Source organism: Methylophilus sp. 'Pure River' (genome assembly GCF_046765995.1).
Classification (GTDB): domain Bacteria; phylum Pseudomonadota; class Gammaproteobacteria; order Burkholderiales; family Methylophilaceae; genus Methylophilus.
Genome location: NZ_JBKOUE010000007.1, coordinates 152,524 through 176,726, shown reverse-complemented (window position 1 = coordinate 176,726; position 24,203 = coordinate 152,524). Strand labels below are relative to the sequence as shown.

22 protein-coding genes are annotated in these 24,203 nt (G+C 49.3%); 20 read left to right on the top strand and 2 right to left on the bottom strand.

The window, feature by feature from the left end:
- Positions 1–15: 15 nt before the first annotated feature.
- The 13 genes from ACIDE9_RS10270 (at position 16) to ACIDE9_RS10210 (ending at position 12,724) form a co-directional block, all read left to right on the top strand.
- Positions 16–843, top strand: a complete 828-nt coding sequence (locus ACIDE9_RS10270; RefSeq protein ID WP_411994613.1) for an energy transducer TonB — start codon at positions 16–18, stop codon at positions 841–843.
- Positions 844–868: 25 nt separating this feature from the next.
- Entirely contained in the window at positions 869–1,612 is a 744-nt protein-coding gene (locus ACIDE9_RS10265; protein ID WP_194754708.1) for a MotA/TolQ/ExbB proton channel family protein, read from the top strand.
- On the top strand, positions 1,612–2,016 hold the full coding sequence (locus ACIDE9_RS10260; RefSeq protein WP_194754707.1) for an ExbD/TolR family protein: 405 nt from the start codon (positions 1,612–1,614) through the stop codon (positions 2,014–2,016). The genes ACIDE9_RS10265 and ACIDE9_RS10260 overlap by 1 nt, the downstream gene beginning before the upstream one ends.
- Before the next feature lie 24 nt (positions 2,017–2,040).
- Positions 2,041–2,808 (top strand): ABC transporter permease, encoded by a 768-nt coding sequence (locus ACIDE9_RS10255; RefSeq protein WP_194754706.1) that lies wholly within the window; start codon positions 2,041–2,043, stop codon positions 2,806–2,808.
- A 38-nt stretch (positions 2,809–2,846) separates the two neighbouring features.
- Positions 2,847–3,620, top strand: coding sequence for an ABC transporter permease (locus ACIDE9_RS10250; protein ID WP_194754705.1), 774 nt, complete (start codon positions 2,847–2,849; stop codon positions 3,618–3,620).
- A 113-nt stretch (positions 3,621–3,733) separates the two neighbouring features.
- The gene (locus tag ACIDE9_RS10245; protein ID WP_411994609.1) at positions 3,734–5,602 is read left to right on the top strand and encodes an ABC transporter ATP-binding protein; all 1,869 of its coding nucleotides are present in this window, start codon (positions 3,734–3,736) and stop codon (positions 5,600–5,602) included.
- Positions 5,589–7,448 (top strand): ABC transporter ATP-binding protein, encoded by a 1,860-nt coding sequence (locus tag ACIDE9_RS10240; protein ID WP_411994607.1) that lies wholly within the window; start codon positions 5,589–5,591, stop codon positions 7,446–7,448. Before ACIDE9_RS10245 ends, ACIDE9_RS10240 begins: the two co-directional genes overlap by 14 nt.
- Before the next feature lie 36 nt (positions 7,449–7,484).
- The gene (locus tag ACIDE9_RS10235; RefSeq protein ID WP_411994605.1) at positions 7,485–8,939 is read left to right on the top strand and encodes a TonB family protein; all 1,455 of its coding nucleotides are present in this window, start codon (positions 7,485–7,487) and stop codon (positions 8,937–8,939) included.
- A 366-nt stretch (positions 8,940–9,305) separates the two neighbouring features.
- A complete protein-coding gene (locus tag ACIDE9_RS10230; protein WP_411994604.1) occupies positions 9,306–10,400 on the top strand; it encodes an ABC transporter substrate-binding protein in 1,095 nt (364 codons plus the stop codon).
- A 53-nt stretch (positions 10,401–10,453) separates the two neighbouring features.
- Positions 10,454–10,957: a hypothetical protein gene (locus ACIDE9_RS10225; protein WP_411994602.1), complete on the top strand. Its 504-nt coding sequence runs from the start codon at positions 10,454–10,456 to the stop codon at positions 10,955–10,957.
- Positions 10,958–11,005: 48 nt separating this feature from the next.
- The gene (locus tag ACIDE9_RS10220) at positions 11,006–11,215 is read left to right on the top strand and encodes a dodecin (RefSeq protein WP_194754701.1); all 210 of its coding nucleotides are present in this window, start codon (positions 11,006–11,008) and stop codon (positions 11,213–11,215) included.
- A 178-nt stretch (positions 11,216–11,393) separates the two neighbouring features.
- Positions 11,394–12,065, top strand: a complete 672-nt coding sequence (locus ACIDE9_RS10215; protein ID WP_411994600.1) for an HAD-IA family hydrolase — start codon at positions 11,394–11,396, stop codon at positions 12,063–12,065.
- 38 nt (positions 12,066–12,103) lie between these two features.
- On the top strand, positions 12,104–12,724 hold the full coding sequence (locus ACIDE9_RS10210) for a LysE family translocator (protein WP_411994598.1): 621 nt from the start codon (positions 12,104–12,106) through the stop codon (positions 12,722–12,724).
- A gap of 150 nt (positions 12,725–12,874) precedes the next feature.
- On the opposite strand, the gene ACIDE9_RS10205 is transcribed toward ACIDE9_RS10210, so the two are convergent.
- A complete protein-coding gene (locus tag ACIDE9_RS10205; RefSeq protein ID WP_411994596.1) occupies positions 12,875–13,627 on the bottom strand; it encodes an IclR family transcriptional regulator in 753 nt (250 codons plus the stop codon).
- Between the two features lie 267 nt (positions 13,628–13,894).
- On the opposite strand from ACIDE9_RS10205, the gene ACIDE9_RS10200 reads away from it, so the two are divergent.
- The 7 genes from ACIDE9_RS10200 to ACIDE9_RS10170 all read left to right on the top strand — a co-directional run bounded on the left by ACIDE9_RS10200 (position 13,895) and on the right by ACIDE9_RS10170 (position 23,392).
- Positions 13,895–14,368 carry a helix-turn-helix domain-containing protein gene (locus ACIDE9_RS10200; protein ID WP_411994594.1) on the top strand — a complete coding sequence of 158 codons (474 nt, stop codon included), beginning with the start codon at positions 13,895–13,897 and terminating at the stop codon, positions 14,366–14,368.
- Positions 14,369–14,526: 158 nt separating this feature from the next.
- On the top strand, positions 14,527–16,833 hold the full coding sequence (locus ACIDE9_RS10195; RefSeq protein ID WP_411994592.1) for a TonB-dependent receptor family protein: 2,307 nt from the start codon (positions 14,527–14,529) through the stop codon (positions 16,831–16,833).
- A 111-nt stretch (positions 16,834–16,944) separates the two neighbouring features.
- Entirely contained in the window at positions 16,945–18,543 is a 1,599-nt protein-coding gene (locus ACIDE9_RS10190) for a GMC family oxidoreductase (RefSeq protein WP_411994590.1), read from the top strand.
- A 9-nt stretch (positions 18,544–18,552) separates the two neighbouring features.
- Entirely contained in the window at positions 18,553–19,962 is a 1,410-nt protein-coding gene (locus ACIDE9_RS10185) for an aldehyde dehydrogenase family protein (RefSeq protein WP_411994588.1), read from the top strand.
- A gap of 29 nt (positions 19,963–19,991) precedes the next feature.
- Complete coding sequence (locus ACIDE9_RS10180; RefSeq protein WP_411994586.1) at positions 19,992–21,179, top strand: MFS transporter; 1,188 nt, start codon at positions 19,992–19,994, stop codon at positions 21,177–21,179.
- A gap of 334 nt (positions 21,180–21,513) precedes the next feature.
- Positions 21,514–22,359, top strand: coding sequence for an energy transducer TonB (locus ACIDE9_RS10175; protein WP_411994584.1), 846 nt, complete (start codon positions 21,514–21,516; stop codon positions 22,357–22,359).
- Positions 22,360–22,693: 334 nt separating this feature from the next.
- Positions 22,694–23,392 (top strand): MOSC domain-containing protein, encoded by a 699-nt coding sequence (locus ACIDE9_RS10170; RefSeq protein WP_411994582.1) that lies wholly within the window; start codon positions 22,694–22,696, stop codon positions 23,390–23,392.
- A gap of 85 nt (positions 23,393–23,477) precedes the next feature.
- On the opposite strand, the gene ACIDE9_RS10165 is transcribed toward ACIDE9_RS10170, so the two are convergent.
- Complete coding sequence (locus ACIDE9_RS10165) at positions 23,478–24,194, bottom strand: alpha/beta hydrolase family protein (RefSeq protein ID WP_411994580.1); 717 nt, start codon at positions 24,192–24,194, stop codon at positions 23,478–23,480.
- Positions 24,195–24,203 lie beyond the last annotated feature (9 nt).

Sequence of the window (24,203 nt, the reverse complement as noted above, 5' to 3'; positions counted from 1 at the left end):
TATTTAGGAGTTTGTATGTCAACAACGGCACTAAAAACGCCCGCGCAACATTCCACGATTTGGGATTCCCTGTCAGATAAAAGCAAGGCCAGGCGGTTGGTTGCGACCAGTGAGGACTTTGACAAATTATCTGAGCGTGTCGTCAGTCAATGGAATCGTGTCGATCAGATCATTCCACGCAACAAATTGCTGGCACTGATTGCTGTGGTGGTACTGGCGCATATTATCGGGCTGACGGGGTTTATCAATGCCTTGCATCAGCCCAGTATCGTCAAGCCGAAGAAAACCGAAGTGATTGTCGAGTTCATTAAGCCTGAGGTGATTCCGCCGCCAGTCATCGAGCCGCCAAAGCCACCGCCACCACCCAAGGTGCAGCGCGCGAACCCACCGCCACAGGCCGCCAAGCCTGCGGCATTAAGAACCGCCCCTGCTGATCAGCATATTGCGCCTAGCGATATTGTGGTGCAAGAAAACACCACGGCGGCGAAAACCAGCGGTCCGGTGGTGGCTGAGCCCACGCCAGAACCGGCACCACCGCCGCCCGTCATTAAAGAGGAGCCATTGGTCGAGGCCAAAGGCGGTGTTGGTCACTTAAATAATCCCTCTCCAGAGTATCCGGACTTTGCGGCTGATCAAGGCCTGGAAGGCACGGTGGTGTTGCGGGTAAAAGTCTTGCCGAGTGGTAAGCCAGGTGAGGTCAAAGTCAAGAAGTCCAGTGGCCACGGCATACTGGATGATGCTGCGGTTGCTGCAGCGAAACGCTGGGCATTTACCCCGGCAAAACGTGGGAATACCCCGGTTGAAGGTTGGGCCATATTCCCGGTTGAGTTCAAGCTGCAGTAATTTTTTATTTTGAAAAGGAAAGTGTATGTTTAGTTTAGAAACTTATCAAAGTGCATCCCCAGTGGTGCTTGGTGTATTGATTACTTTGCTGGTGGCCTCAGGCGTGACCTGGACCATTATTTTGGCCAAGTCGTTCCAGGTCTGGCTGATCCGCAAGCAAAACGTTAAATTCAGGGCCGCGTTCTGGGGTGCGAAAAGTTTGCAGGAAGCGTCTACGCTTGAAGGCCATAGTGGCCCGGCATACCGTGTGGCTCAAGTTGGCTTTGAAACCTTGAAAGACCTGGATGCCGAAGCGGCAGATGATTTGCGTCATAGTGGTGACCGCCAGGAGGTGCTGGAGCGCGCCTTGCGTCAACAAATCCAGAAAGAAAAAGTTTTGCGTGAAGCAGGCCTAGTGGTGCTGGCCAGTATCGGCAGTACCGCACCGTTCGTCGGCCTGTTGGGCACAGTATGGGGCATCATGCATGCGCTGACGGATATCAGCAAACTAGGCACTGCCAGCCTGGAAGTGGTGGCTGGTCCGATCGGTGAGGCCCTGGTAGCCACGGCGATTGGTATTGCTGTCGCGGTCCCTGCGGTGCTGGCGTATAACTTCTTCCTGCGCCGTTTAAAAACCAGCAGCAACAACCTAGATGATTTTGCCGAAGACCTGATCAAAGTCTCCCGCCGCGTGACCTTTAGAAAAGCCACAGATGCGACCAAACCAGGCGAGTTCGTTGCCACTGGCACCGCTGGTGTGGTGCGTAACCTGAAAGGAGCCACTGCATAATGGCTATTTCTACAAATGCTGATGATGACGTCTTGAGTGAAATCAACGTTACGCCCCTGGTTGATGTCATGCTGGTCTTGCTGGTGGCGTTTATTGTTACCGCGCCATTGATGAACAATGCCATTCAGGTCAACTTGCCTAAAACAGCTGCCACCAAAGCACCCGAGCAGAAAAAACCGGTGACGGTGTCGGTAGATGCTGCTGGCAAGCTGTTTATCGACCGCCAGGAATATCCACTGGAAACGATAGAGCCAGAACTGAAACGTTTGCACGATAGCAACCCTGATGTGACCTTGCACTTGAGCTCGGATGAAGCCGTGAACTACGGCAAAGTGGCCAAGGTGATGGCGGCGATTGAGCGCGCCGGCATTACGCGCGTGGCTGTGCTGACGCAAGGCGAGTAGTGAAGAGGCTAGGGGTGTAAGTGTATGACACGTGACTGGAAACAATTTTTCCCTTTCCTGATTTCGCCGTTCTTGCTGCTGGTGGTCTGGTGGTGGGTAGCTGCGGCAGGCTGGTACTCTGACGACGTACTAGTCTCGCCGGGTGCCGTTGTGGCAACGTTGGAAGAGCTCACCGCGAATGGCGAGCTGGCCTTACACCTCAAAGCCAGCTTTTTCCGCCTGCTCACTGGATTTGGCCTCGGTGCACTCACTGGTGTGCTGTTTGGTATCTGGATGGCGATCTCGCCACGTGTGGAAGCGTTTGCCTTGCCCTTGTTTCAGGGCCTGCGTCAGGTGCCTACCATTGCCTTGATTCCTATCCTGATCTTGTTGTTGGGCGTGGATGAGATTTTCAAGGTCATTATTGTCACCAAAGCCGCTTTTCTGACCGTGGCGCTGGCCGCCTATGACGCCACCAAGGGGGTGTCAAAAAATTATTTCGAGGTGGCGCGCATTTATCACCTGCCTAAAACGACGCTGTATCGCAAGCTGATTATCCCGGCCATTACGCCGCCGGTATTCACCGGGCTCAGGATCGCTTTTTCGCGCTCATGGACCATCCTGGTCGCGGCAGAGCTGCTGGCGGCTGATAGCGGCATCGGCCAAATGATGCAGTTGGGCCGCGAAATGTTTCGCCTGGACGTGGTCATGGTCGGCGTCGTCATCACCGGCCTGGTCGGATTTAGCATAGACAAACTCTTTAAATGGGCCGAGATCCGCCTGATTCCATGGCAGGCTGCCGTGAAAGCCTAAGCCCGCAATCAACCGCAAGTGAATAGATAGATATCCGTATGCAAAATTCTTTTTATAAATGGATCCCCGACTGGCGTGGCTGGGTATTGCCGATATTGGTGATTCTGGCCTGGGATGCGATGTCGCGCCTGGATGCTAATCATGCGTATGCTTTTGCTTCGTTGGGGCAGATCTGGGCAGGCGTGGTCGAGTTGAGCCGTAGTGGCGAGCTGCTGGTCAATGTGCAGGCAAGCGTGCAGCGTGCGCTCACTGGCCTGTTGCTGGGTGCAAGTGCGGGGTTCCTGGTGGGTTCACTGGTGGCGGTATCGCGCACAGCCAACATTCTGATTACGCCGATTTACCATGCGATCCGCCAGGTGCCTTTGCTGGGTTTGGTGCCATTGTTCGCATTGTGGTTTGGCAATGGCGATACCTCAAAGTTGATTGTTGTCAGCCTGTCGGCGTTTTACCCGGTGGTGTTATCAACTTTTGAAGGCATGTTGCAAGTTGACCGCCGTTTTAATGAAGTCGGGCAGGTATATCGCTTGAGCCGCTGGCAGATCTATCGCCGCATCACCTTGCCCGCTGCCTTGCCGCAGGTATTCACCGGCTTTTCACTGGCACTGGCGTTTGCCTGGTTATCCACCATCGGTAGCGAGTTATTGTTTACCGCTGGTGCCGGGCTGGGCAATTTAATGATGAACGCACAGGAAGCTTCCCGGATGGATGTCCTGATTATTGTGACGTTTGTGATTGGCGTACTCGGTTATGGGATGTCTCTGCTGATTAAGCTGGCGAGTAATCACCTGTTCAAATGGCGCCAGGTCGGCTAGCGCCATCCGCAACCATCACCATAAGCCATCGCCGCACTCAATAGATATAGATAGATCTTGATGCAGACATCACAGCGTGATGCTGTGCGCCAAGATCAAGATTTAGATAGAAGTTGAATCCTTTGACTGAACACTCTCTTGAAAACAAACCTGTATTACCGCAGTCAGGCCAGCCACCCTGGCCTGCATTTTTTGCCTTTAACCTTCACCATTACCCGCTGATCCGCTGTTTGCTGCTGTATCGCCGAACACCGGTCAGGTTTTGGCTGTGTACCGGGCTGTTTGCGGCGGCCAATGTGCTGCTAGCGTTACAGCAAGGCTTGATTGCGCGGGCCATTGATGAGGTGCAGCATGGCAAAGCGATTGTGCGCACGGTCACTGGCGCTTTGAATAGCGAGGTAGCCTGGCACTGGCTATTGGTGATTGTCGGCATTGCGCTGGCACGTGCCGCGATTTTGTATTTTGTCGGCTGGTTATCATTGATTATCCAGCAGAACCTGATTGGCCATTTGCGCGAGCGCATCCTGATTCAGGTGCAGCGACTGGATCAAAGCTATCACTGGCAACATGGCGCAGGCGAACTGGTGACGCGCACCACGCGTGACTCTGACAAGTTGCGAGATGCGCTCATCAGCTTCTGGCGCCAGGTGGTAGATACGGCCTTGGTGGTCAGCGCCGCCATGGGCTTTTTATTCTGGTATGACTTCTGGCTGGGCCTGGTGCCGCTGCTGTTGTGCTTGATTGGTTTTGGTATTTTACTATTGCAAACCGAACACCTGGTGAAACTCGATCGGGCAGTGGGCGAGGCCTACGATGCCGTGAACCAGGACCTGACCGAAGGCGTCAATGGCGTACGCGTGATCAAGGCCTTTGCGCTGGAAGCCAGCCGTATCAAACGTTTTGAGCAGCAGGTGCAGGGGTTTATGACACAGGCGTTTGCCGCCCTGTCGTTTTATACGTCACGTATTCCCTTGCCGCAATTTGTGGTCGCGCTAGGGCAAGTCTGGGTGCTGGGGTTTGGCTGTCACCTGGTCTATACGCACGCGCTCAATCTTGGTCAGTTGATTGCTGCTTTACTCATGGTGAATACCCTGGTGTTTCGGGTAGAAGGTGTGGGGCGGGTCATGCAGGTGTTCGCCGATGCACGCTCTTCGGCAGCCCGCATCTGGGATCTGCTGGATGCTGAGCCAGATATCACATCTGGTACGCAGGCCTTACCGGCCGGGCCATTGTCACTACGCTTTGAACAGGTATCGGTGTTGCCGCCAGAAGGCGGTAATCCGGTACTCAGTGATTGCACATTTGATATCGAAGCCGGTGAAATTGTGGCGCTGGTGGGCACCACCGGATCGGGAAAAAGTACGCTGGCCGGTCTGGTGCCCAGGCTGGCAGAAGTCAGTCATGGCCGGGTCGAAATTGCGGGAAGTGATGGCCAATGGCTGGACGTCAAAGACCTGCAACTGGCCGAATTGCGCAAACAGGTCCATACCGTACCGCAGGAGGCTTTTTTGTTCTCCGATACGCTGGCGGCCAATATGCGGCTGGCGGCGCCTGAAGCCACTGACGACGACCTGGAATGGGCACTGCAAATGGCGAGTGCATCAGAGTTGCTGCTGAGTTTGAGTGACGGCCTGGAAACCCGCATTGGTGACCGTGGCGTGACTTTGTCTGGTGGTCAGCGGCAACGTGTCTGCCTGGCGCGCGCCTTGCTCGGGCAGCCGCGTATCCTGGTGCTGGATGACGCCACCAGTGCGCTGGATGCGGTGACTGAGCGCAATGTATTAAACAATATCCGCGCCCTGAAAACACAAGGGCGTGCGACGACGGTACTGGTGATTGCCAGCAAGTTGTCTACCATTTTGCTGGCAGATAAAGTGTTATTCCTGGCAGGTGGCAGCATTATCGCTGCGGATACACACCAGGCGCTGGTGAAAAATAATGCACGTTATCGTGCACTGATGGGGTTGGATGATGGCCGCTGAACGTAACCCGAATATTAAGGCCATGTCTGATATCGAACTCGAAGAAACCCTGGCCAAGCAGCAACTGAACCGCAATATGTTCTGGCGCCTGCTGCCGCTACTCAAGCCGGTGCGCAAGTATATTGTGAGTGCCATGCTGCTCGAACTGGCCCTGGTTTGCTTTGTGTTCTTGCGCCCTTATTTTATTCAGCAGGCCATTGATTTTGGGTTACTGTATGAATCACAGGCTACGGCTGACCGTGGTGCCGTGGTTGGCTTGAACTGGCAGGTGATTAATGTCGCCATGCTTGGCCTTGCCGGTATGTGGGCCGCACGTTTTGTGCTGGCAGGCTTGTCACAATATTTTTCCGGCACGGCAGCTATCCGCATTTTGAACCAGTTGCGCATAGACCTGTTTAGCCACGTACAGCAATTAAGCGTGGCTTACTTTGACCGCACCAAATCTGGCCGCATCATTTCCAGAGTCGATCGGGATATTGATGCCCTGGAACCCCTGCTGATTCAAGGGCCGCCGGAGATATTTTCTGCCTTGCTCAGGTTCGTCATGGCCGCTGGCATATTGTTGTGGGTATCGCCGACGCTGTTTTATCACCTGGCGCTGGTGATTCCCTTGCTCATCCTTTCCAGCACGCTATTCCGGAAATTATCCAGCCAGCATTTTGCGCGTGTGGCTGAAAACCGTACCCGTTTTACCGCGCACCTGGTCGAGACCGTGGCAGGCGTGCGCATTATCAAACAAACCGTGCAGGAAGAGAGCAACTTGCAGCGCTACCGCGCGCTGGTCAATGCCTTTATTCATTCACTGGTGCGCAGCAATATTGCCTCGGGCTGGTTTACGCATTTCACTGGCGTGTTGACGATATTGGGCCTGATGCTGCTGTTAGTTGCCGGTGGTGAAGAGGTCACGCTGGGCCATCTCACTCTAGGCCAATTTGCCGCCAGCCTGTTTTATGTCTATATGTTTTTGGGGCCGTTGCAAGAATTGGGTGACCTGGTTGAGCGCTATACCAATGGGGTTGCCTCGGCACAGCGCGTGTTTCTATTGCTGGATACCAAGCCGGAAATTGTAGACCACGTAGATGCTATTGCCTTGCCGACGATTCAGGGCGAGGTAGCGTTTAAAGACGTGAGTTTTTCTTATTTACCAGACCAGTCCAAACCTGTTATCAAGCATCTCAATTTAACGGTCCCGGCTGGGCAGGTGCTGGCCATTGTTGGCCCCACTGGTCATGGCAAAAGCACCCTCATCCAGTTATTGACGCGCTTTTATGATGTGCAGCAAGGGCAAGTGCTCATCGACCAGGTCGATATTCGCCAGCTGAGCCAGCGCAACCTGCGCCAGCATGTAGGCGTGGTGCTGCAAGATAACGTGCTGTTCAGCGGTAGCATTATAGATAACCTGCATCTGGCCAAACCAGAGACCACGCTCGCCGATTTTGAGCAGGCCGCGGCTGAGCTGGGCATCGATGATTTAATCCGCCGCCTGCCGCACGGATACCACACCGAAGTTGGCGCATTAGGCTCACATCTCAGTCATGGCCAGCGCCAACTGGTGTGTTTGCTACGTGCCTATCTGGCCAATCCCACTATCCTGATTCTCGATGAAGCCACGTCGGCCGTCGACATACAAACCGAACGCCGTATCCAGCACGCGTTGCGGCGTTTATGCGAAGGACGCACTGCGATCATTATTGCGCACCGACTGGCCACTATACGCGATGCTGACCTGATCGCTGTCATTCACCATGGTGAATTGGCCGAGCTAGGCCCACACCGGCAACTCATACAGCAACAAGGCAAATATGCCGAGCTCTATCACGCGTATGAGGCAGGTGAGCAGCTTTAATCACGTTGACGATGACGATCAAATCCGGGAGAGAAGATGAAAAAACTATGCCTTGCCATGTTATGCCTGTTTGGGGCAGCGGTTGGTCATGGCGCAGATGAGGTGAAAGCCGCCTGGATTAGTGATGACGATGACTGCAAAGCCTATAGCTGGTTACCGCAGCCTTTAGAATCCATAGAGTGGACAGGTGGTTGTAAAGATGGCTATCTGGATGGTAACGGTACCCTGAACTGGTTTCACGATGGTATTCATAAATATGCATACACCGGCCGTTTTGAGCAGGGGAAACTACAGGGCAAGGGAGTCATGGAACAGTTTAACAATATTAATCATGGCTCTCGAACGGAGGTTGATTTTGTGGATAGTATTCCACACGGTCAAGGTATCCAAACCTGGCCAGATGGCAGACGCTATGAAGGAGAATTTCAGGAAGGCTATAAAACGGGTAAGGGTGCCAAAGTATGGCCTAATGGAGCTCGCTATGAAGGAAGCTTCAAATTGGGGAGTCCCGTAGGGGAGGGGTTTCAACCGGTAAAAGTCAATATTCCAGAGCAGACTTCCTATCCTAATGAGCTAGTCAGGTATGGCAATAGCGGTACCTTTCTTGCCCAGATGCAAGTGTCCGAAAAAGCCAGCGTAGGCGCTATCGAGGTGCTCAGAAGTAATCATCCAGCTTTTGAAAAGGCCGCAATACGTGCATTGAGAAGTGCAAAGGTGACGCCTGCGCTGGTATATGGCGCACCGGTTCCTGAGCGGGCTTTTGCACAGTTTAGTTTTATATTGTCAGACAGAAGCCTACGCAGAGTGTTGCCGTTTACTTATCCTGCCAAAGCCAGTAGTCAATTGCCTCAAGAGTTTCAATACGATAAACCGCCGGCCGATCAAGTGGTGGCACCATTAGTCTATCCATTGGACTTATTGCGGCAACGGGTAAAAGGTTACGCGAAAGTGGCCGTGGTCATTGATCCGCAAGGATTACCTACCCAAGTGCAATTACTTGAAAGCAGCGCGCCTGCATTTGGTGAAGCACTTAAAGCAAGCGTTGCTTCCTCGAGTTTTTCCCCCGCGCGTAAAAATAAACAACCTTCCTGGTCGGCTTTTACCATCTCGCGCGAGTTTTCTGAATATGAAAGCCGGGAGACTGTCATTGACGAAAATGGCCGTCGAATTCTCAATAAATTGAAAGACGCTCAGCCAAAAATCTTCACGGCTGCGCAACTGGATGCTGCGCCAAAACGGTTCTATGCGCCATCGCCAGTCTATCCGCCAGAGCTGGCCGATCAAGGTGTCACGGGAAGTGTATTGGTCGAGTTTTATATCGATCGCGAAGGCGCGGTGCAGTTTCCGCATACGCTTAAAACAGACAATGAGGCGTTGGCCTGGCTGGCCTTGACGGCAGTCTCGCGCTGGCAGTTCTACCCGCCAACTGTGAAGGGTGAACCTGTCGATGCAGTCGTCACTGTGCCCATCGCATTTAACCTGAAGAATTAACCGGCATTAGCAACACAAATGGGGCCTGAACAGGCAATGGAGAAAATAAACATACAACTGTTGAAATTAAATCAGTCGGCTGTTTAATAGCGGTCACCGGTAGGTCTTGAGGTGTTGCTGGTGACTTATAACTCATTGAATTATATTGGATATTTAAGTTTATTTGCATTTGGCATATTTTGTGCAAAAGACTGCTTGAACTGCTCAACAAGTGTACCGCTGGATAAGACATGCTTCTCAGCAGCGATGATCCAGATGGCGTATGAGGCTTGTTTGCAGAGGGTAATCATGTGCGACCTGCTGACAGGTTAAATACAAGTATTTGGCCGGCCATGAAAACAATTTAATTCACTAAAGGAATGTATTATGAGTAACCAACAACAACTCCCAGACAATACGCTTTGGTTTACGCGTTGCGCTGGTAATGGTCAAGGTGGCGTACCGACGGCTTCCGGCATTGCGTTTAAGCTGGGCTGGCTGCAAGAAGAGTTTGCTGCGGACAATATTCGCCTGCGTGCCTTGCAGGACGAGGACAGTGCTGATTTCAGGCATCACCATTACGACCACGGTCTGCAAACATTGATTCGCGAAGGCGGCAACCTGTTTGCCATCCCGGCCAAGGCGCAGGGCGCTGAAACCCGTTTAATCGGCTTGACCTGGATCGAAGAATCGCAATCCATTATTGTGCGCCCAGATTCCAATATCCGCCGCCCGGAAGACCTCAAGGGCAAGCGCCTGGGGTTGCCTGCCTATAACCCCAAAGATGTGATTGAGAACAAGCGCGGCCGGACCATCACACGTCATAGCAGCCTGCATGGTTACAAAGGCGCACTGGATTCCGTTGGCCTGACACTGGATGATATTCAGCTGGTCGAGGTTGGTCAAAACGAAGTGACCGCGTCTGGCCGTCGTTATGGCGGCTGGCAGTCCAGTTTTAATGCCTTGCTTGAAGGCAAAGTAGATGCGGTGTACGTGAAAGGTGCTGCGGCACAAGATGGTGCCCGTGACCAGGGTCTGCTGGTGGGCATTGATCTCGATGCCTTGCCGGAAAAGCGTTTCCGCGTGAATAACGGTACGCCACGCCCGATCACAGTCCACCGCTACCTGTTGGAAAATCACTACGATTATGTCGTGCGCTTTTTAACGCAAACCTTGCGCGCGGCAGAGTGGGCCAAAACCAACTTGGCCGGTGTGCATGAAATCCTGCAAAGCGAAACAGGCGGCACCGCTGAGGGCGTAGCTGCCGCTTACCGTAACGGCTTCCACCTGTCACTGGCACCTGATTTGTCCGCTGAGCGCATCGAACTGTTCCGTCAGCAGAAAAACTTCCTGCTCACCTATGGCATTCTGGACCGCGACTTTGATTTTGATGCCTGGATAGACACCAGACCGCTGGCCGATGCGCAGCAGGCGTTACAACAACTGTTGGCTAACGAACAGGGTGGCAAACTGGCTGCTTAACACAATGATGGCGCGTGTCTTGCACGTGCCATCTTTCTTTTTCAGGAGCAAGCATGGCTTTTACAATTGATTCTGTCGCGCAGCAGGTGCGCACTTTTTTGCTGGAAGATAACGGTCCAGCCGGACGTGAGCGTGTACGTGTCTATCTGCAAGACGTGGTGTCTGACCAGGCGTTTGCAAGTGCATATCTGGATGATACCCAGCCACAGCGGCGTGTGTTGTATGAAGACACGGACTTAGGCTTTGCAATTTTGGGCCACGTGTTTAAAGAGGCCAGAAGAACGCAACCGCATGACCACGGTGTCTCCTGGGCGATTTATGGCCAGGTCGCAGGGGTCACCACCATGGATGGATGGGATGTGATTGAGCCAGCCGAACCTGGCGGCAAGCCCGGCACCGTCAAACTGCGGGATTCTATTGAACTCAAGCCTGGCAATGTCCGCGTCTACAACGAAAACGAAATTCACTCACCACGACGCGATGGCCCGGCCAAGCTGATCCGCATTGAAGGTAATCCCAACCAGAGTGCCCCCGGCCGTGTCTGGCAAGCAGTATAATCAAATGGCAGTTAAGCAAATCCTTCAACCACATAAAGGATAAAAATCATGTCAGAGCATATTTATAAAGTTGTTGAGCTGGTCGGATCCTCACCCATCAGCAGTGATGATGCCATTAAAAATGCCATCGAACGTGCAGCAAAAACGCTGCACCACCTGAACTGGTTTGAGGTCGTAGAAACACGGGGCCACATAACCGATGGCAAAGTCGCGCATTTTCAGGTCACGCTTAAAGTTGGCTTTAGGATCGAAGAATAATAATACCCAAGCGATGTATTTTGATAACGGCCTGAGTCTGTAGCTCAGGCCGTTTTTCTCGAAAGTGTTGGTTGAGTATTGACTGCAAGAGTTGTTAGCTGCTTTATTTATTTGAGCCAGACATTGAGAGGTTGAACTTATGGTCATATGGCTAACACTGTTAGGCATCGGGTTTTAAATGGATAGGCTCTGCGTCATTTTTGATTTGGATGGTACGCTCGTCGACAGCGAGGGGCTATGCAACCAAGCTTTTCTCAATTTACTACCGCAACTCAATGATACGTTAGACACTTTGATTCAGGGCTACCGGGGCAAGAAACTGGCGCCTATTTTGACGGATATTGAGCACCGTCTTGGGCACACATTACCAAATACATTTGAGCCGGATTATCGCCAACATGTGGCTGATCTTTTTTCACGGGAATTGAAACCTATACCTGGAGTGTTAGAGATGCTAAATGCTATCCATGTCCCGAAATGTATTGCCTCAAGCGGGCCACTTCTTAAAATTCGCCAAGCGTTACAAGTAAGTGGTCTCGCCTCTTACTTTGATGACAACCTCTTCAGTTCATATGACGTTGGCTCCTGGAAACCAGAGCCGCACCTATTCTTGCATGCAGCACATGCGATGGGGTTTAAGCCTCACCAGTGTGTGGTTGTAGAGGACAGTGATGTTGGAGTTGAGGCCGCAACAGCCGCAGGGATTAAGGTATTGCAATACTCAAAGCATGGTGAATCGCGCTTATATCCAACCAAAGCCCATCTATGTTTTGACGATATGCTAAAGCTGCCTGCGCTACTTACAGACTTGGCGAATATGCCCGCAACCCTATCCTACACTCGTGACTAAGCGCGACTCCAGTATTGGTGGCAGGTAATGCTTACGATATGAGTGAATTCTTTTTTTCAGCACTTTCGTTTGGGTTGGCTGCCGGGCTCAAGCCTGGTCCGCTTGGAGTTATTGTTATTCAGCAAACACTTGCAAAAGGGCTACTCAGTGGATTTCGAGCGAGCTTAGCGCCACTTATCACGGACGGTCCAATTATCATTGCAGCTTTGTGCTTACTATCAAACTTCAAAAGCATTCATCTATTTGTGGCCTTGTTGAGTTTGGTTGGCGGGGTATATTTGATTTGGTTAGCCAGGAAGATACTAGCAATTAAAGAGATACTTTTGGCAGGAAAGCTTTCAACAGAAAGCTCAATCCTCCAAGCGGTAAAGGTTAACTTGCTAAATCCGAGCCCCTACTTGTTTTGGTTCACCGTTGGTGGAGCTTACATACTCAGAGGTAGTGCGCTGGAAAGTACAGTGTTTGTGAGTACTGCCATATTGACACTCATTGCATCAAAATTTGCTATGGCATTGCTTGCTGCTTTCTTCAGGCCAGTGCTTGAAAGTCGAGGCTATCTGTTAGTGATGAAAGCGTTGGGATTATCTATGGTATTTTTTGGCATGGCGTCGATTTGTCAGGCTTATGTGCTTTTACAGACTAGTGGTTCAAGCTTCTAATATGATGTGGTTTTTACGGCAAACCAGTCGGTATTTCGTAGATAGTTACGACCTCTGCGGGCTAGTTTTTGCAACGATGGTGCGCTTTGGTGGCTAGAGTATTGATATACAACGGGTCGCATCAAGGATCTATCTTTGCTTTTATTCGATCTATAAAGTGCGCCCAAGCCCGAGTAACACTCTATCTTTTACAGCAAGCAGCTCGGTTTTAAAGTTATCCAGATCAGTGTCAAAACGACAGCTTGGAGTGACGATTGCAATGACGTAATTTCCCATAAAGGTTTCTAGTGCTATACCTATTGCGCTGATGCCTATAATGTATTCATTGCGGTCAATCGCAAATCCTGTCTCCCTGGTTTGTTTCAAGTCTTCAAGAAGGCTTTGCAAGTCCTTAGTATGTTCTGTGTGTTTGGGGTATTTTTTTCCAATTCTCTGAACCACTTCTTTGTCAGATAGGCTTGCAAGAAGAAGCTTGCCATCTACTGCCGTATAAAGTGTATGTACCGCTCCCAGTGCGGCAACTACGCGTAACTCCCTTTCAGCGACTATACGATCAATTACATTCGTCTGTTGCGATGAAAAAGAAGATAAGACAACTGTCTCGTTGACCTTTTTTGATAGTTGCTCCAGATGAGGGCGCATCACAGAGATGATATCAATTTGCGTCTCATGAATGAGTTGGCCAAAAGTCATGCCCAATTTGAATCCTCTGCCGCCATCCATCATGGCTACCAGCCCTTCATGCTCTAACGCTTTAACAATTCGTTGGACTGTTGAGCGGGGAAGATCAACCAGCTCTGAGATTTTCCCAAGACTAAGCCCGGCTGGATTTTTTGCCAATACCCGAAGAATGGTTGAGGCGCGGTTGATTACTTGGATGCCATTAGCAGATTCACTATTCATTTTTATGATTTTTACGAAAACAATAGTCCGAATTATCCGCCTATCTAGTGCGCTATGCCACCTCTAAATATAACCGTATGTTGGTGTGTTGTATTGCTATGTGGTACATAATTTGCAATCAGTAATTTTGATGGATATTTTATTTATCGCTTCTGGCCGTGAGCATGTATAAAAAAGTACAGGATGTTTGATGCGCAACTTTTACTGTTTGCTGGCAAACATTTTTGTCAGATCTGCAGAGGCAATTTTTGGTGATTTTTCCAATTCATGAGTATGAAACCAACACGAGAACTGATAAAAGTTTCTGACAAATCCCAGGATAGTTTTTTAAGGGCTGTACAAATTGCCCGTAAAACAAAAGATTTATCTCAACTAAGGCAGGCACAAGCATTTTTGTTGACCTGTGTTCATGGGATGACAGTAAGTGAGGCCGCCTCCTTATTAGGAATATCAGTCAATTGGGTCTATAAACTTCGTCAGGATTTCCTGAAAGGTAATCTGGTACTTAGTCGGAAAGCTTCTTCATCGGGTGGTAGGCGCCGCGAAAATATGACCTTAGCGCAGGAAAATAGGTTTTTGCATCCATATTTCCAAGCTGCTAAGAATGGCGAGGCTATCAGAGTATCTGAGATTAAGGTGGCCTTAGAAGAATACTTAGGCCGGAAAGTAGCATTGTCCTCAGTATATAACCTTTTAAAACGTCACAAGCTAATGCAGATAGCTTCGAAAGTTACCAAATAGTTTTTGAGCAATCTCTAAATTTCTTCGATGTTCTTTTATTAATGAAATAGAAATTGGCGCTAACGGGCGCTTAGGCATGTATGTTGCCATTTGAAGCCCACAGAAATTAATAAAACATTAGTTTCGATTTTTTCATTAATTTTAAGGGTGAAGAAGGAATGTCTCACAACATTATTAAGAAACCTGCCATTAAAAAGCTCACACTGGCAGTCTACGGTGCCATGTTTCTCTCTGGGGCGGGAGTTGCTCTGGCGGAAGACAATCAGGGTAACAGTGAAGAGTCGGCAGATTTGGGGGCTGTCGTTGTTCAAGGCAAGACTCAGCCGCTTGTCGGAGATACACCTAAAGAAACCATCGCAGAATCAAGGGCAACTTTAAGTAAGTCCCAGCTTGAGAAGTTCGTCGGCCTAGATTCAGCTGTCACAGGCGCGTTGAAGTATTTGCCCGGCATCCATTTTAGTGGTGGTGATACATCAGGTATCAGTGAGGGTAATTTATCTATTAGAGGGTTTTCTCAAGATCAAATTGGTGTGACCAGAAATGGTATTCCTTTGAATGACCCACTATACCTGACCCCTCACAGCGATTTCTTCGGAGACCCAGAGAATTACGAATCCATTAGCGTCATATACGGTGGTCAGTCGATTAATGCACCTACACTTACGGCTAGTGGCGGCAGTATAGAAATTCAAACTGTCAAACCTACCAAAGAGGCAGGTTTACTCGTCAAGCAAGGCTTCGGTAGTAATAATACTCGTCGTTCATTTGTACGAGCGAATCTCGGCGAAAAGAATGGTTTCTCTGCTTGGGTATCGGCCTCCAGAACAACGGCTGACTTATGGACTAGTGGCACCGGTGCCGTCGAATCGAACCGTTTCGAGGGGAACCTGCAATACGAATGGGGAAATAACAATAGCATCAATGCTATCTTCTCTATATTTAGTATGAGAAGTAACAGTTACTTTCACCCAACCCTTGCTCAATATAACTCTCAGCCATACGACACAAACTATTCAAGCGCCGTTAACTCCACCTATGGTGGAACAAACGGCGTTGCTGATATTTCTGCGGCAACATCCAATAGTGCGAAGTTACAGCGAGCAGACTTCAAGATTCAGACCTACGGCCTTAATGGGTTATTCAACCTGACTGATAATGTGCATCTACATGTCGACCCATACTTCGTTCGAGTAACAGACGGTACGGCAACAGTGTTCGCATCAGCGATTCCCGAGTCCGTGCTGAATGCTGATGTGAACGGGGACGGCGATCTTCTTGATATCAGGCCATTTGCTGGCGGAGTATTCCCAACGCAATATCGCGTTGGTTCATCTCAAAAGATCGACTTTGATCTGACTGATACCAATGTATTACAGGTTGGTGCCTGGTTTGATTACACCCATGCGACTAACCAAATGGCGGCGATTCCTTTAAGAAGCGATGGTAAGCCTGTTGCTATTGATGGAAGCAAGATCATTCGAGATGTGAATGGCAAAGAGATCTTCTTCACCGATCAGAGAAGCAGGATGACAACCCAAAAACTCTGGGTACAGGACTCTTGGAACTTTGCTTCGCAATGGAATGCGAAAGGTGCGCTTGCGTGGCAGCATACTGAGTATGAAGGTGAGAACATCGCTGGTGTATTAAGTGGGTCAGCTTTCAAACGATCGGCTGATTACTATAAGCTCCTCCCGAGTTTCAGCCTTGATTATCAGTATGATCAAAATAATCAGATTTACTACAACGCGACCACCAATATTCGTGTACCGGCTGTTGCTTCTATCTATGGTAACAACACGGGTGGTGATCAGAAGGCTGAAACTACCTTCAATCAGGAAATCGGCTGGCGCTACAGTACGCCTGATGTATTAGTGAGTGCTGCACTTTTCTACGATCAATTTAAGAATCGTCAGGTTTCATACACGTCGTTGGGAACTACGTCCTATATCAATGCTGGTGCCGTGACGACTAAAGGCCTTGAGTTGGCACTGAATGGTAAGTTGCCACACAACTTTAACTATCGTGGCTCCTGGACATACGTAAAAGCAGAACAGGAAGACAACTATGCTGCTGGAGGCCTGGAAGAAAATACCAAAGGTAATCAGCTATTCAACACGCCTAAGAATCTTTTATCCCTTGGTGTGGGATATGACGATGGTCGCTTATATAGCAATTTGCTAGCGCGCTACACCGGTAGCTTTTATGGCGATTTGGCGAATACAGAAAAGTTGAGTGGGTATACCGTTGTCGATCTTAATCTTGGTTACAAGTTTGATCTCGGTAGCAAGATCGTCAAGAAAAGTACCATTAGCCTGAACGTGAATAATCTGTTTGATAAAGAGGCACTTTCAGGGCTGTATGCAGGCACTGTTTCTGCTAATGCATCAAGCGCATTCTTTGCAGCCCCTACCTATAACAGACTTCAACCACGAAGTGTGTTCGCTAATCTGACGTTGGAATTCTAAAAGAATAGAAAACACAGTTAGTGAAATCTCTGATGACATTGGGGATTTGACGTAGGTGATACCTGTCAGTTGGGAGCGTTTTCCTGACTGGCAGGCCTGACAAGGAAAGTGATGATGACAGTACAAACATATGATTATGTGATCGTTGGTGGCGGCACAGCTGGCAGTGTATTAGCCAACAGACTATCAAAAGATCCATCAACCACGGTGCTATTGATAGAAGCAGGTATTGATACACCTGAAGACAGCATTCCGCCCGAGATTAATAATGGTTTGCAACCATGGTTGCCAAGGCTATCTGGAGATCGATTCTTTTGGCCAGGGCTGAACGTATATAGAACCGCTCTGCATCCTGATATTGATCGTGAATTACAGTTTATCGAACAAGGCCGGATTCTGGGCGGCGGCTCTAGCGTCAATATGGTCGTTTCGAATCGTGGATTGCCGCGGGATTATGATGAGTGGGAGGCGCTTGGGGCTGAAGGATGGGGCTGGGATGGTGTATTGCCTTATTTTAAGAAAGCGGAAACCGATAAAACCTATGGTTCGCATGAGCTACATGGCGACGATGGTCCTATCCCGATTGACCGGGTAGATCCCGATCATTGGACCGACTTCACGCTATCTGTGACAGAGGCTTTACAAAGTGTCGGTCTCACAAATATTCATGATCAGAATGCAAATTTTGAGGACGGTTATTTCCCTCCTGCATTCACCTTGAAAGGTGACGAACGATTCTCTGCTGCGCGTGGCTACCTTAGTCAGGATGTGAGAGCACGCAGGAATCTGACATTATGGACTGACTCTCAAGCCCTAGACCTGATATTGGATGCAGGGACAGTCAAAGGTGTAACGGTCGATCGTGGCGGCAAGGTAGAAAAAGTTTTTGCTTCTGAAGTGATTCTGGCTGCCGGGGCATTGCAGTCCCCAGCATTTCTTTTAAGGGCTGGGATAGGGCCGGCGGAGGACCTGAATAAACTTGGTATCGAGGTTGTTGCAGATCGAGATGGCGTTGGACAGAACCTTTGGGAGCACTCTTCTATCGGGGTCGTTGCTGAGTTATCTGATAAAGCCAAAGCTGCAGCAAGAAACGAGTTCTCTACTGGTCGTCATCAATTAGGAATCAGAATCTCATCGGGGATTGATCCAAATACGCCTTCTGATCTTTTTCTGCATATAGGCGCAGATGCTAACTCTGGACTTGCGTCTGCAGTCTTTTGGGTTAATAAACCTGATTCGATCGGTCATTTGAAACTGAAAGATAAAGACGCCAGGACTTATCCTGAAGTCGACTTTAATCTTCTTTCCGATGAGCGTGACCTTGAAAGAGTAAAAGCAGGATTACGACTAATTGATCAATTATTCAAGCACCCATCCTTGGCCAAGTATGAACTGTCTTTGACGTTATCACGCTTTGCCGCCCCTCAATCTGGAGGGCCTTTGTTATCCGAGCTTCTGAATGATAGCACTGCATTGGAGCGTTACATTCGCGTCAATATTGGCGGGGTATGGCATCCAAGTGGCACGGCAAAAATCGGTTCTGAAGATGATCCACTAGCGGTAGTTGATTCACATGGAAGAGTCTACGGCGTTTCGGGTCTTCGAATCGCTGACGCGTCAATCATGCCGGTCGTGCCAACTGCCAATACCAATCTACCAACACTCATGGTTGCCGAAAAAATAGCTGATTCCATCTTAAGTGGAAATTAAGGAACATATATGTCTGAATATTCGTTGTACATCGATGGTGATCTTGTTTCTTCTGATCGCTATTACGATGTGATTAACCCTGCAACAGAAGAAGTTGTTGCTCAGGCGCCTTACGCCAGCAGCGCCCAAATAGACGCAGCTATTCAAGCTGCACATAAAGCATTCCCTAGCTGGACCAAAGACGAAAGCTCACGAAGCGTCGCGCTTAAACTGGCGGCTGAGGCGATTCGGAAACGCAGTGAGGATATTGCAAAGCTCATCACGCTTGAGCAAGGACGGCCAATTCACTTCTCGATTGGTGAAGTCGCTGGGGCCGCTGCTACGTTAGAGCACTATGCGAGTTTCGATGCACCGCCACCTTTACCACTACGTTCTGATAACGACAAATTTGTTGCTATTGAGCGTAGGGCATTGGGCGTAGTGGCTGCGATAACACCTTGGAACGTGCCAATTATCCTGCTCATTCTGAAGGTTGCACCAGCACTCAAAGCGGGTAACACAGTGGTGATCAAACCATCAGAGTTTACCCCGCTATCAACATTACTGTTGGGCGAAGTCCTGAATGGAATATTCCCTGCTGGTGTGTTGAATATCATCTCCGGAGATGGTGAGGTGGGGGCACAGTTAAGCCAGCATCCCTTGGTAAAGAAGATCACATTTACAGGTAGTGTTGCTACCGGTAAAAAGCTCTATGCAGGTGCAGCATCAGATGTTAAGCGGCTGACGCTTGAGCTTGGTGGTAATGACGCAGCAATTGTGCTTGATGATGCCGATCCTAAAGCGATCGTGGAAAAGATCTTCTGGGGAGCATTCTGGAACAGTGGGCAAATTTGTTTCGCCATCAAGCGTGTGTATGTGCATGAGCGGATCTTCCCGCAATTGCTGGAAGCATTGATTGAGCGAGCCAAAGCAGCAAAGGTAGGAAATGGGTTTGAAAAAGGTGTTGAACTTGGACCTATCACCAATGCTATCCAATTCGAGAAACTGAAATATTTTGTAGCAGATGCATTAAAGCATGGTGCAAAAATCCACACTGGTGGAGCTGCACTCGCCGGCCCGGGCTACTTCTATCCCCCAACCATCGTCACCGGTGTGGGTGAAGGGGTTGCTCTGGTTGATGAGGAGCAGTTCGGTCCGGTTCTCCCTATCATTCCATTCGCTGATGAAAAAGATGCTATCCGGCAGGCTAATGCAAGCCCTTTTGGCCTTGGCGCTTCTGTGTGGACTGCGGATCCCCAACGTGGGCTTGCTGTTGTGCGCCAGTTAGATGTTGGACTGGCTTGGGTGAATCAACATGGCGATATTCATCCTGGAGCACCAAAAGGCGGGTTCAAATGGAGCGGACTTGGCTATGAAGGTGGACTCAGAGGCTATGAAGAGTTCAGTGAGCTGCAAGTGGTAAATGCCGCGCTTAACTAATCAGAAAATTATTCAATAAGGAAATAAAAATGCGTGCTGGAAGTTGGCCATCTATCGCTTTAACACTCGCTTTTGCAGTCATCATTGCCGCTTGTCACGGCAAAACCATTGTCTTGGTCGGTGATATTGCACATGCTTTCTCAGTGACCCCTGCCCATGCCAGTTGGGTAGTCTCAGCAGTAGCGTTGGTTGCTGCTTTAGCTTCTCCTATCGTGAACTGGGCAATTGCACATGTTGGTGAGCGCAGATCCATTATTCTTGGGTTGGTGATTGCTGGGACATTCAGTTATCTGGATAGCCTAGCCACGACTTTTCAAGGTCTTTTAATCTTAAGGGTTCTTGAGGGGTTGGGTTATATCCTCGTTGTATTAGCTGCTTTGGCGTTGATTCTGCATACGACTGACGGCAAACGTAGAACCTCGGCGCTTGCGTTCTGGTCAGTTGCATCTCCACTAGGTGGCGCCATCGCTATTTTCTCGGTTTCACCATATGTTGGAGTAGATTGGAGAATCGTTTTTTCTGGCCATGCGTACATCTTGTTCGGACTTTTATTGCTGACGCCATTACTTCCAGGCGGTAACCTAGTTCATAAAACAGAGCGAAAACCGTTGTCCAAAGTTTTTGACATTTATTCTGATCCTTCATTGATCAGACTGGCTGCAGCGGTAGGTGCGCCACTAACCTTGGCATTAGGCCTGGTTGCAATTGTGCCGGTATATTTCATTACAAAGCTGCATGTTGCTCCCACAACGATTGGTGTCATCTCTACTGTGGGCATTCTCTCTAGTGTATTGGCTGGGATTTTTGCTGGATTTATCTTGAATATAAAACGGCTGGGCCCTTGGGTTGTGGTGTCGAGTGCTGTAATCGGTCTTGCGTTGGAATTTGTAGTATTTCTTCCTGGGACCAGTCCATCAGTGGCTATCGTGGCAAAAATAGCGCAGGGATTCTTTGGGAGTTTCGTTGTTGCGTGGATATTTACCAGTATCCCCAAAATGTCTACCCATGGAGATGTCATGGGTGCGGGAGGTATCGCAGAACAATTTCTGTATATTTCCATGTTCTTGGGGCCGGTTATTTTATTTCCGCTGTTCGTGCTGCCTACATTGATTCCGTTCTTTATTGTTGTGGCAATTGCACATTTGCTCCCACTCTTTTTGCTCCCACTGGATATACCAATTCGGAGATTACTGAGATTGGGCGCTAAAGCCGCGTGACATTTTCATCCTAGGCATTCTTTTTTCAGGAGTGATGGTTACTTAATGAGTTCCTGGTAATCATTCAAACAGCAAGGCATCGGACTTCTAAATAAGACAACGAAGTATTGCGAGTTCTGTTTTGTAAATCCAAGCGATTCCTTGCTGCCTGAATCTGTCAGTAGAAAATTCAATTTTTGAAGTATCGAGCATGTTGAAGATGCTTGATGACATAGACGTTGAGTGTTTCAGCTTAACGATGTATCCCGCATCAGCCCCAAGCGACCTTGTGATGATGCGCTAACAACCTGTATTTAGCTTGTATCAAAGTAAGTGTTTTCATTGAAAAGATAAAATGACCATGTCTAATCTTACTAATTACCCAGTTTCTGAGCCACTGCAGAATATCGAAGAGGGTCTGAATCCAGTAAAAGATGTTGATTCAAAGGCAGCTACCGACAGTGGCGAGCAATTTGATTTTTTTCAGAAGAGTGCTCGTCAACAATTCGATAGGCCAAGTAGGTGGATCAGCCGCCGTAATCTCAGTATTGTTCTGCTTGTGATCGGATCACATGTCGTTGCATTTGCTGCATACTTATATGCGCAGCATGACCCGGTTGTGATTCCCAAGAAAAAGGAAGTCTTGATTGAGTTTGTTAGGCCTGTGGTGCCAGAGAAGAAAACAGAGCCACCACCACCTCTCCCTTCCAAAGTGGAGCATAAGCCGCAACCAGCGAAATCAACTCCTGCGCTAAAGACTCAACTTGCGCAGCAAGATATTCGCCCTGATGATATTACCGTGCAAGAAAATACCACGGCCCAGACTACACCAGGGCCTGTAGCTGCAGCACCAACAACATCGACTGAGCCTGTGGCAGCAGGTCCGGTAGTGCAGCCACCGCCAGTACCTAAGGAAGAGCCTGTGACTGAGGCTACTGGCTATGCAGGATATTTAAATAATCCTGCACCTGAATATCCTTTATTTGCACAGCGTCAAGGTTGGGGGGGGCGAGTAATTTTACGTGTTCGTGTGCTTGCCAATGGTAAGGCCGGTTCAGTTGAGGTAAAACAGTCAAGTGGACGAAAAATTCTTGATGAAGCGGCTCAAGAAGTTGTGAAGACATGGATGTTTGCACCAGCTAAACGAGGTAATACGCCTATTGATGGATGGGCCACTGTTCCGATTGAATTCAGGGTATGAAAATAACTTGTGTAGGGAGTGAGTGTCTATTCTGCCTCATTCCATTTCATGAATTGCGATCGGAGGGGGTTGTGTACGTTCAGGATCGTGTACTGGAAAGTAAAGTATTTGTGATCACAGCGATCTTGACGCTTATTACATCAACGTTTACCTTGGTATTAGTTACTGATTTCTTCAAGCCAGCGTTTGAAAGTCACGCCCTTGTGTTAATGATAAAAGTGTTGGCTATTTGATGGTTTGGATATTGACCTCAATTTTCTTCAGGCCTATGTGTGCGTGCAGATTAGTGTTTTTTAGATGATGGCTAACGTAGTTTATTCAAGGCGAAAATAAATTGAGTACTATTGCTGAGTTATGGCGTTATCCCGTGAAATCCATGCTGGGGGAACAGTGTGAGGCACTTTGTTTAGAGTCTAGAGGAGTTGTTGGTGATCGCCAGTACGCGATCCGAGATGCCTTTGGCAAGTTGGGAAGTGGCAAAAATACAAGGCGATTCAGAAAAATTGATGGGCTCTTAGCATTTTCTGCCCGCTATTCTGGGGATGTTCCTGAGCTTTTTTTCCCTTCGGGGGGAATGATGCGAGGGGATGCTCCTGCACTGAATGAATCTCTCTCGGCGACGCTGGGGCAACACGTGATGTTGTCAAAAGAGTCGGATATTTCACATCTTGATGCGGGGCCTGTGCACCTCATAACATCAGCCTCTTTGCATTGGCTACAGGCTGCACTCCCAGATGAGATGATTACTGCTAGACGGTTTCGTCCCAATATAGTCATTCAATGGCCTGGCGCCGAACGAGTGGAAGAGCGATGGATTGGCAAAGAAATCCGATTAGGTCGTGAGGTGCGTTTGCTGATTAACGCTCAAACTGAACGCTGCGGCATGGTTGCTTTTGCTCAAGGGGCGTTACCGGAGCAACCTGGCATATTACGAAAAATCAGTCAGCTTGCCGATCTGAAGTTTGGTATTTATGCTCAAGTAATCACACCTGGTATCGTTCGAGTAGGAGATGAGGTGAGTTTGCATGCGTGACACATGCTGTAGTGAGCCTTTTCGATCTTCGCTGGTGCCGCCAAACAACACAACAATTTTTAATTTGCGCATGGCATATATTTCTTTATTTGATTGCCGCTGATATGAAGTCGGCAGACAGTTGTGCTGTCAGTTGGCTGGTCGGTCCTGTTGCCAGACCATGATCGCCAATCACAATCGCAGCCCTGGCAGGGCCTCCGGCGCGCGCGAGCAAGCTATAAAGTGTTTTCGGGTTGCATGCGGAATCTGCATCGCCAGCGATCCAAAGTGAGGGTCTGCGCTCGTTGGCAATGTCTGGGTGTAGTTGGTCGGCAGTAAAGCCTTCTTTGCTGCAAACTGGTGTCAGTTGCAAGATGCCTTTGAGCGTTGGGTCGTTGCGCAGAATCTGCCAGGCGATGACCGTCCCGCGGGATTTTCCGCCGACAATGATGGCGTTGGGATCCACGCGTTTGTCGGCTTTGGCGAGCGCGACGACGGTCGTAAAGTCTTCAATCTCTGGTGAGCGGTCAGTATCTGAGGGCTTGCCGTTTTTGTCTTTCACATAGAATGCCCACTCGAAACGGAACACGGCAATGTTGTGCTTTAGCAGTTCGCGTTCCACCACTTCATTGATTTTTTGCTTCATGGTACCGGTGCCTGGCCCCAGAATCACTGCTTGAAAAGGGCCTTTCCCTTCAGGGAAATTCACAACCACACTGATTGGTGCGCCACGTGGGGTATCGACGTTCACTGCATCGGCTGCTTGCACTGGTAGGCTGAGTAAGCATAAAACGGCGATCAATAATGGTGTTAATCGTGTCATGAATAGGTT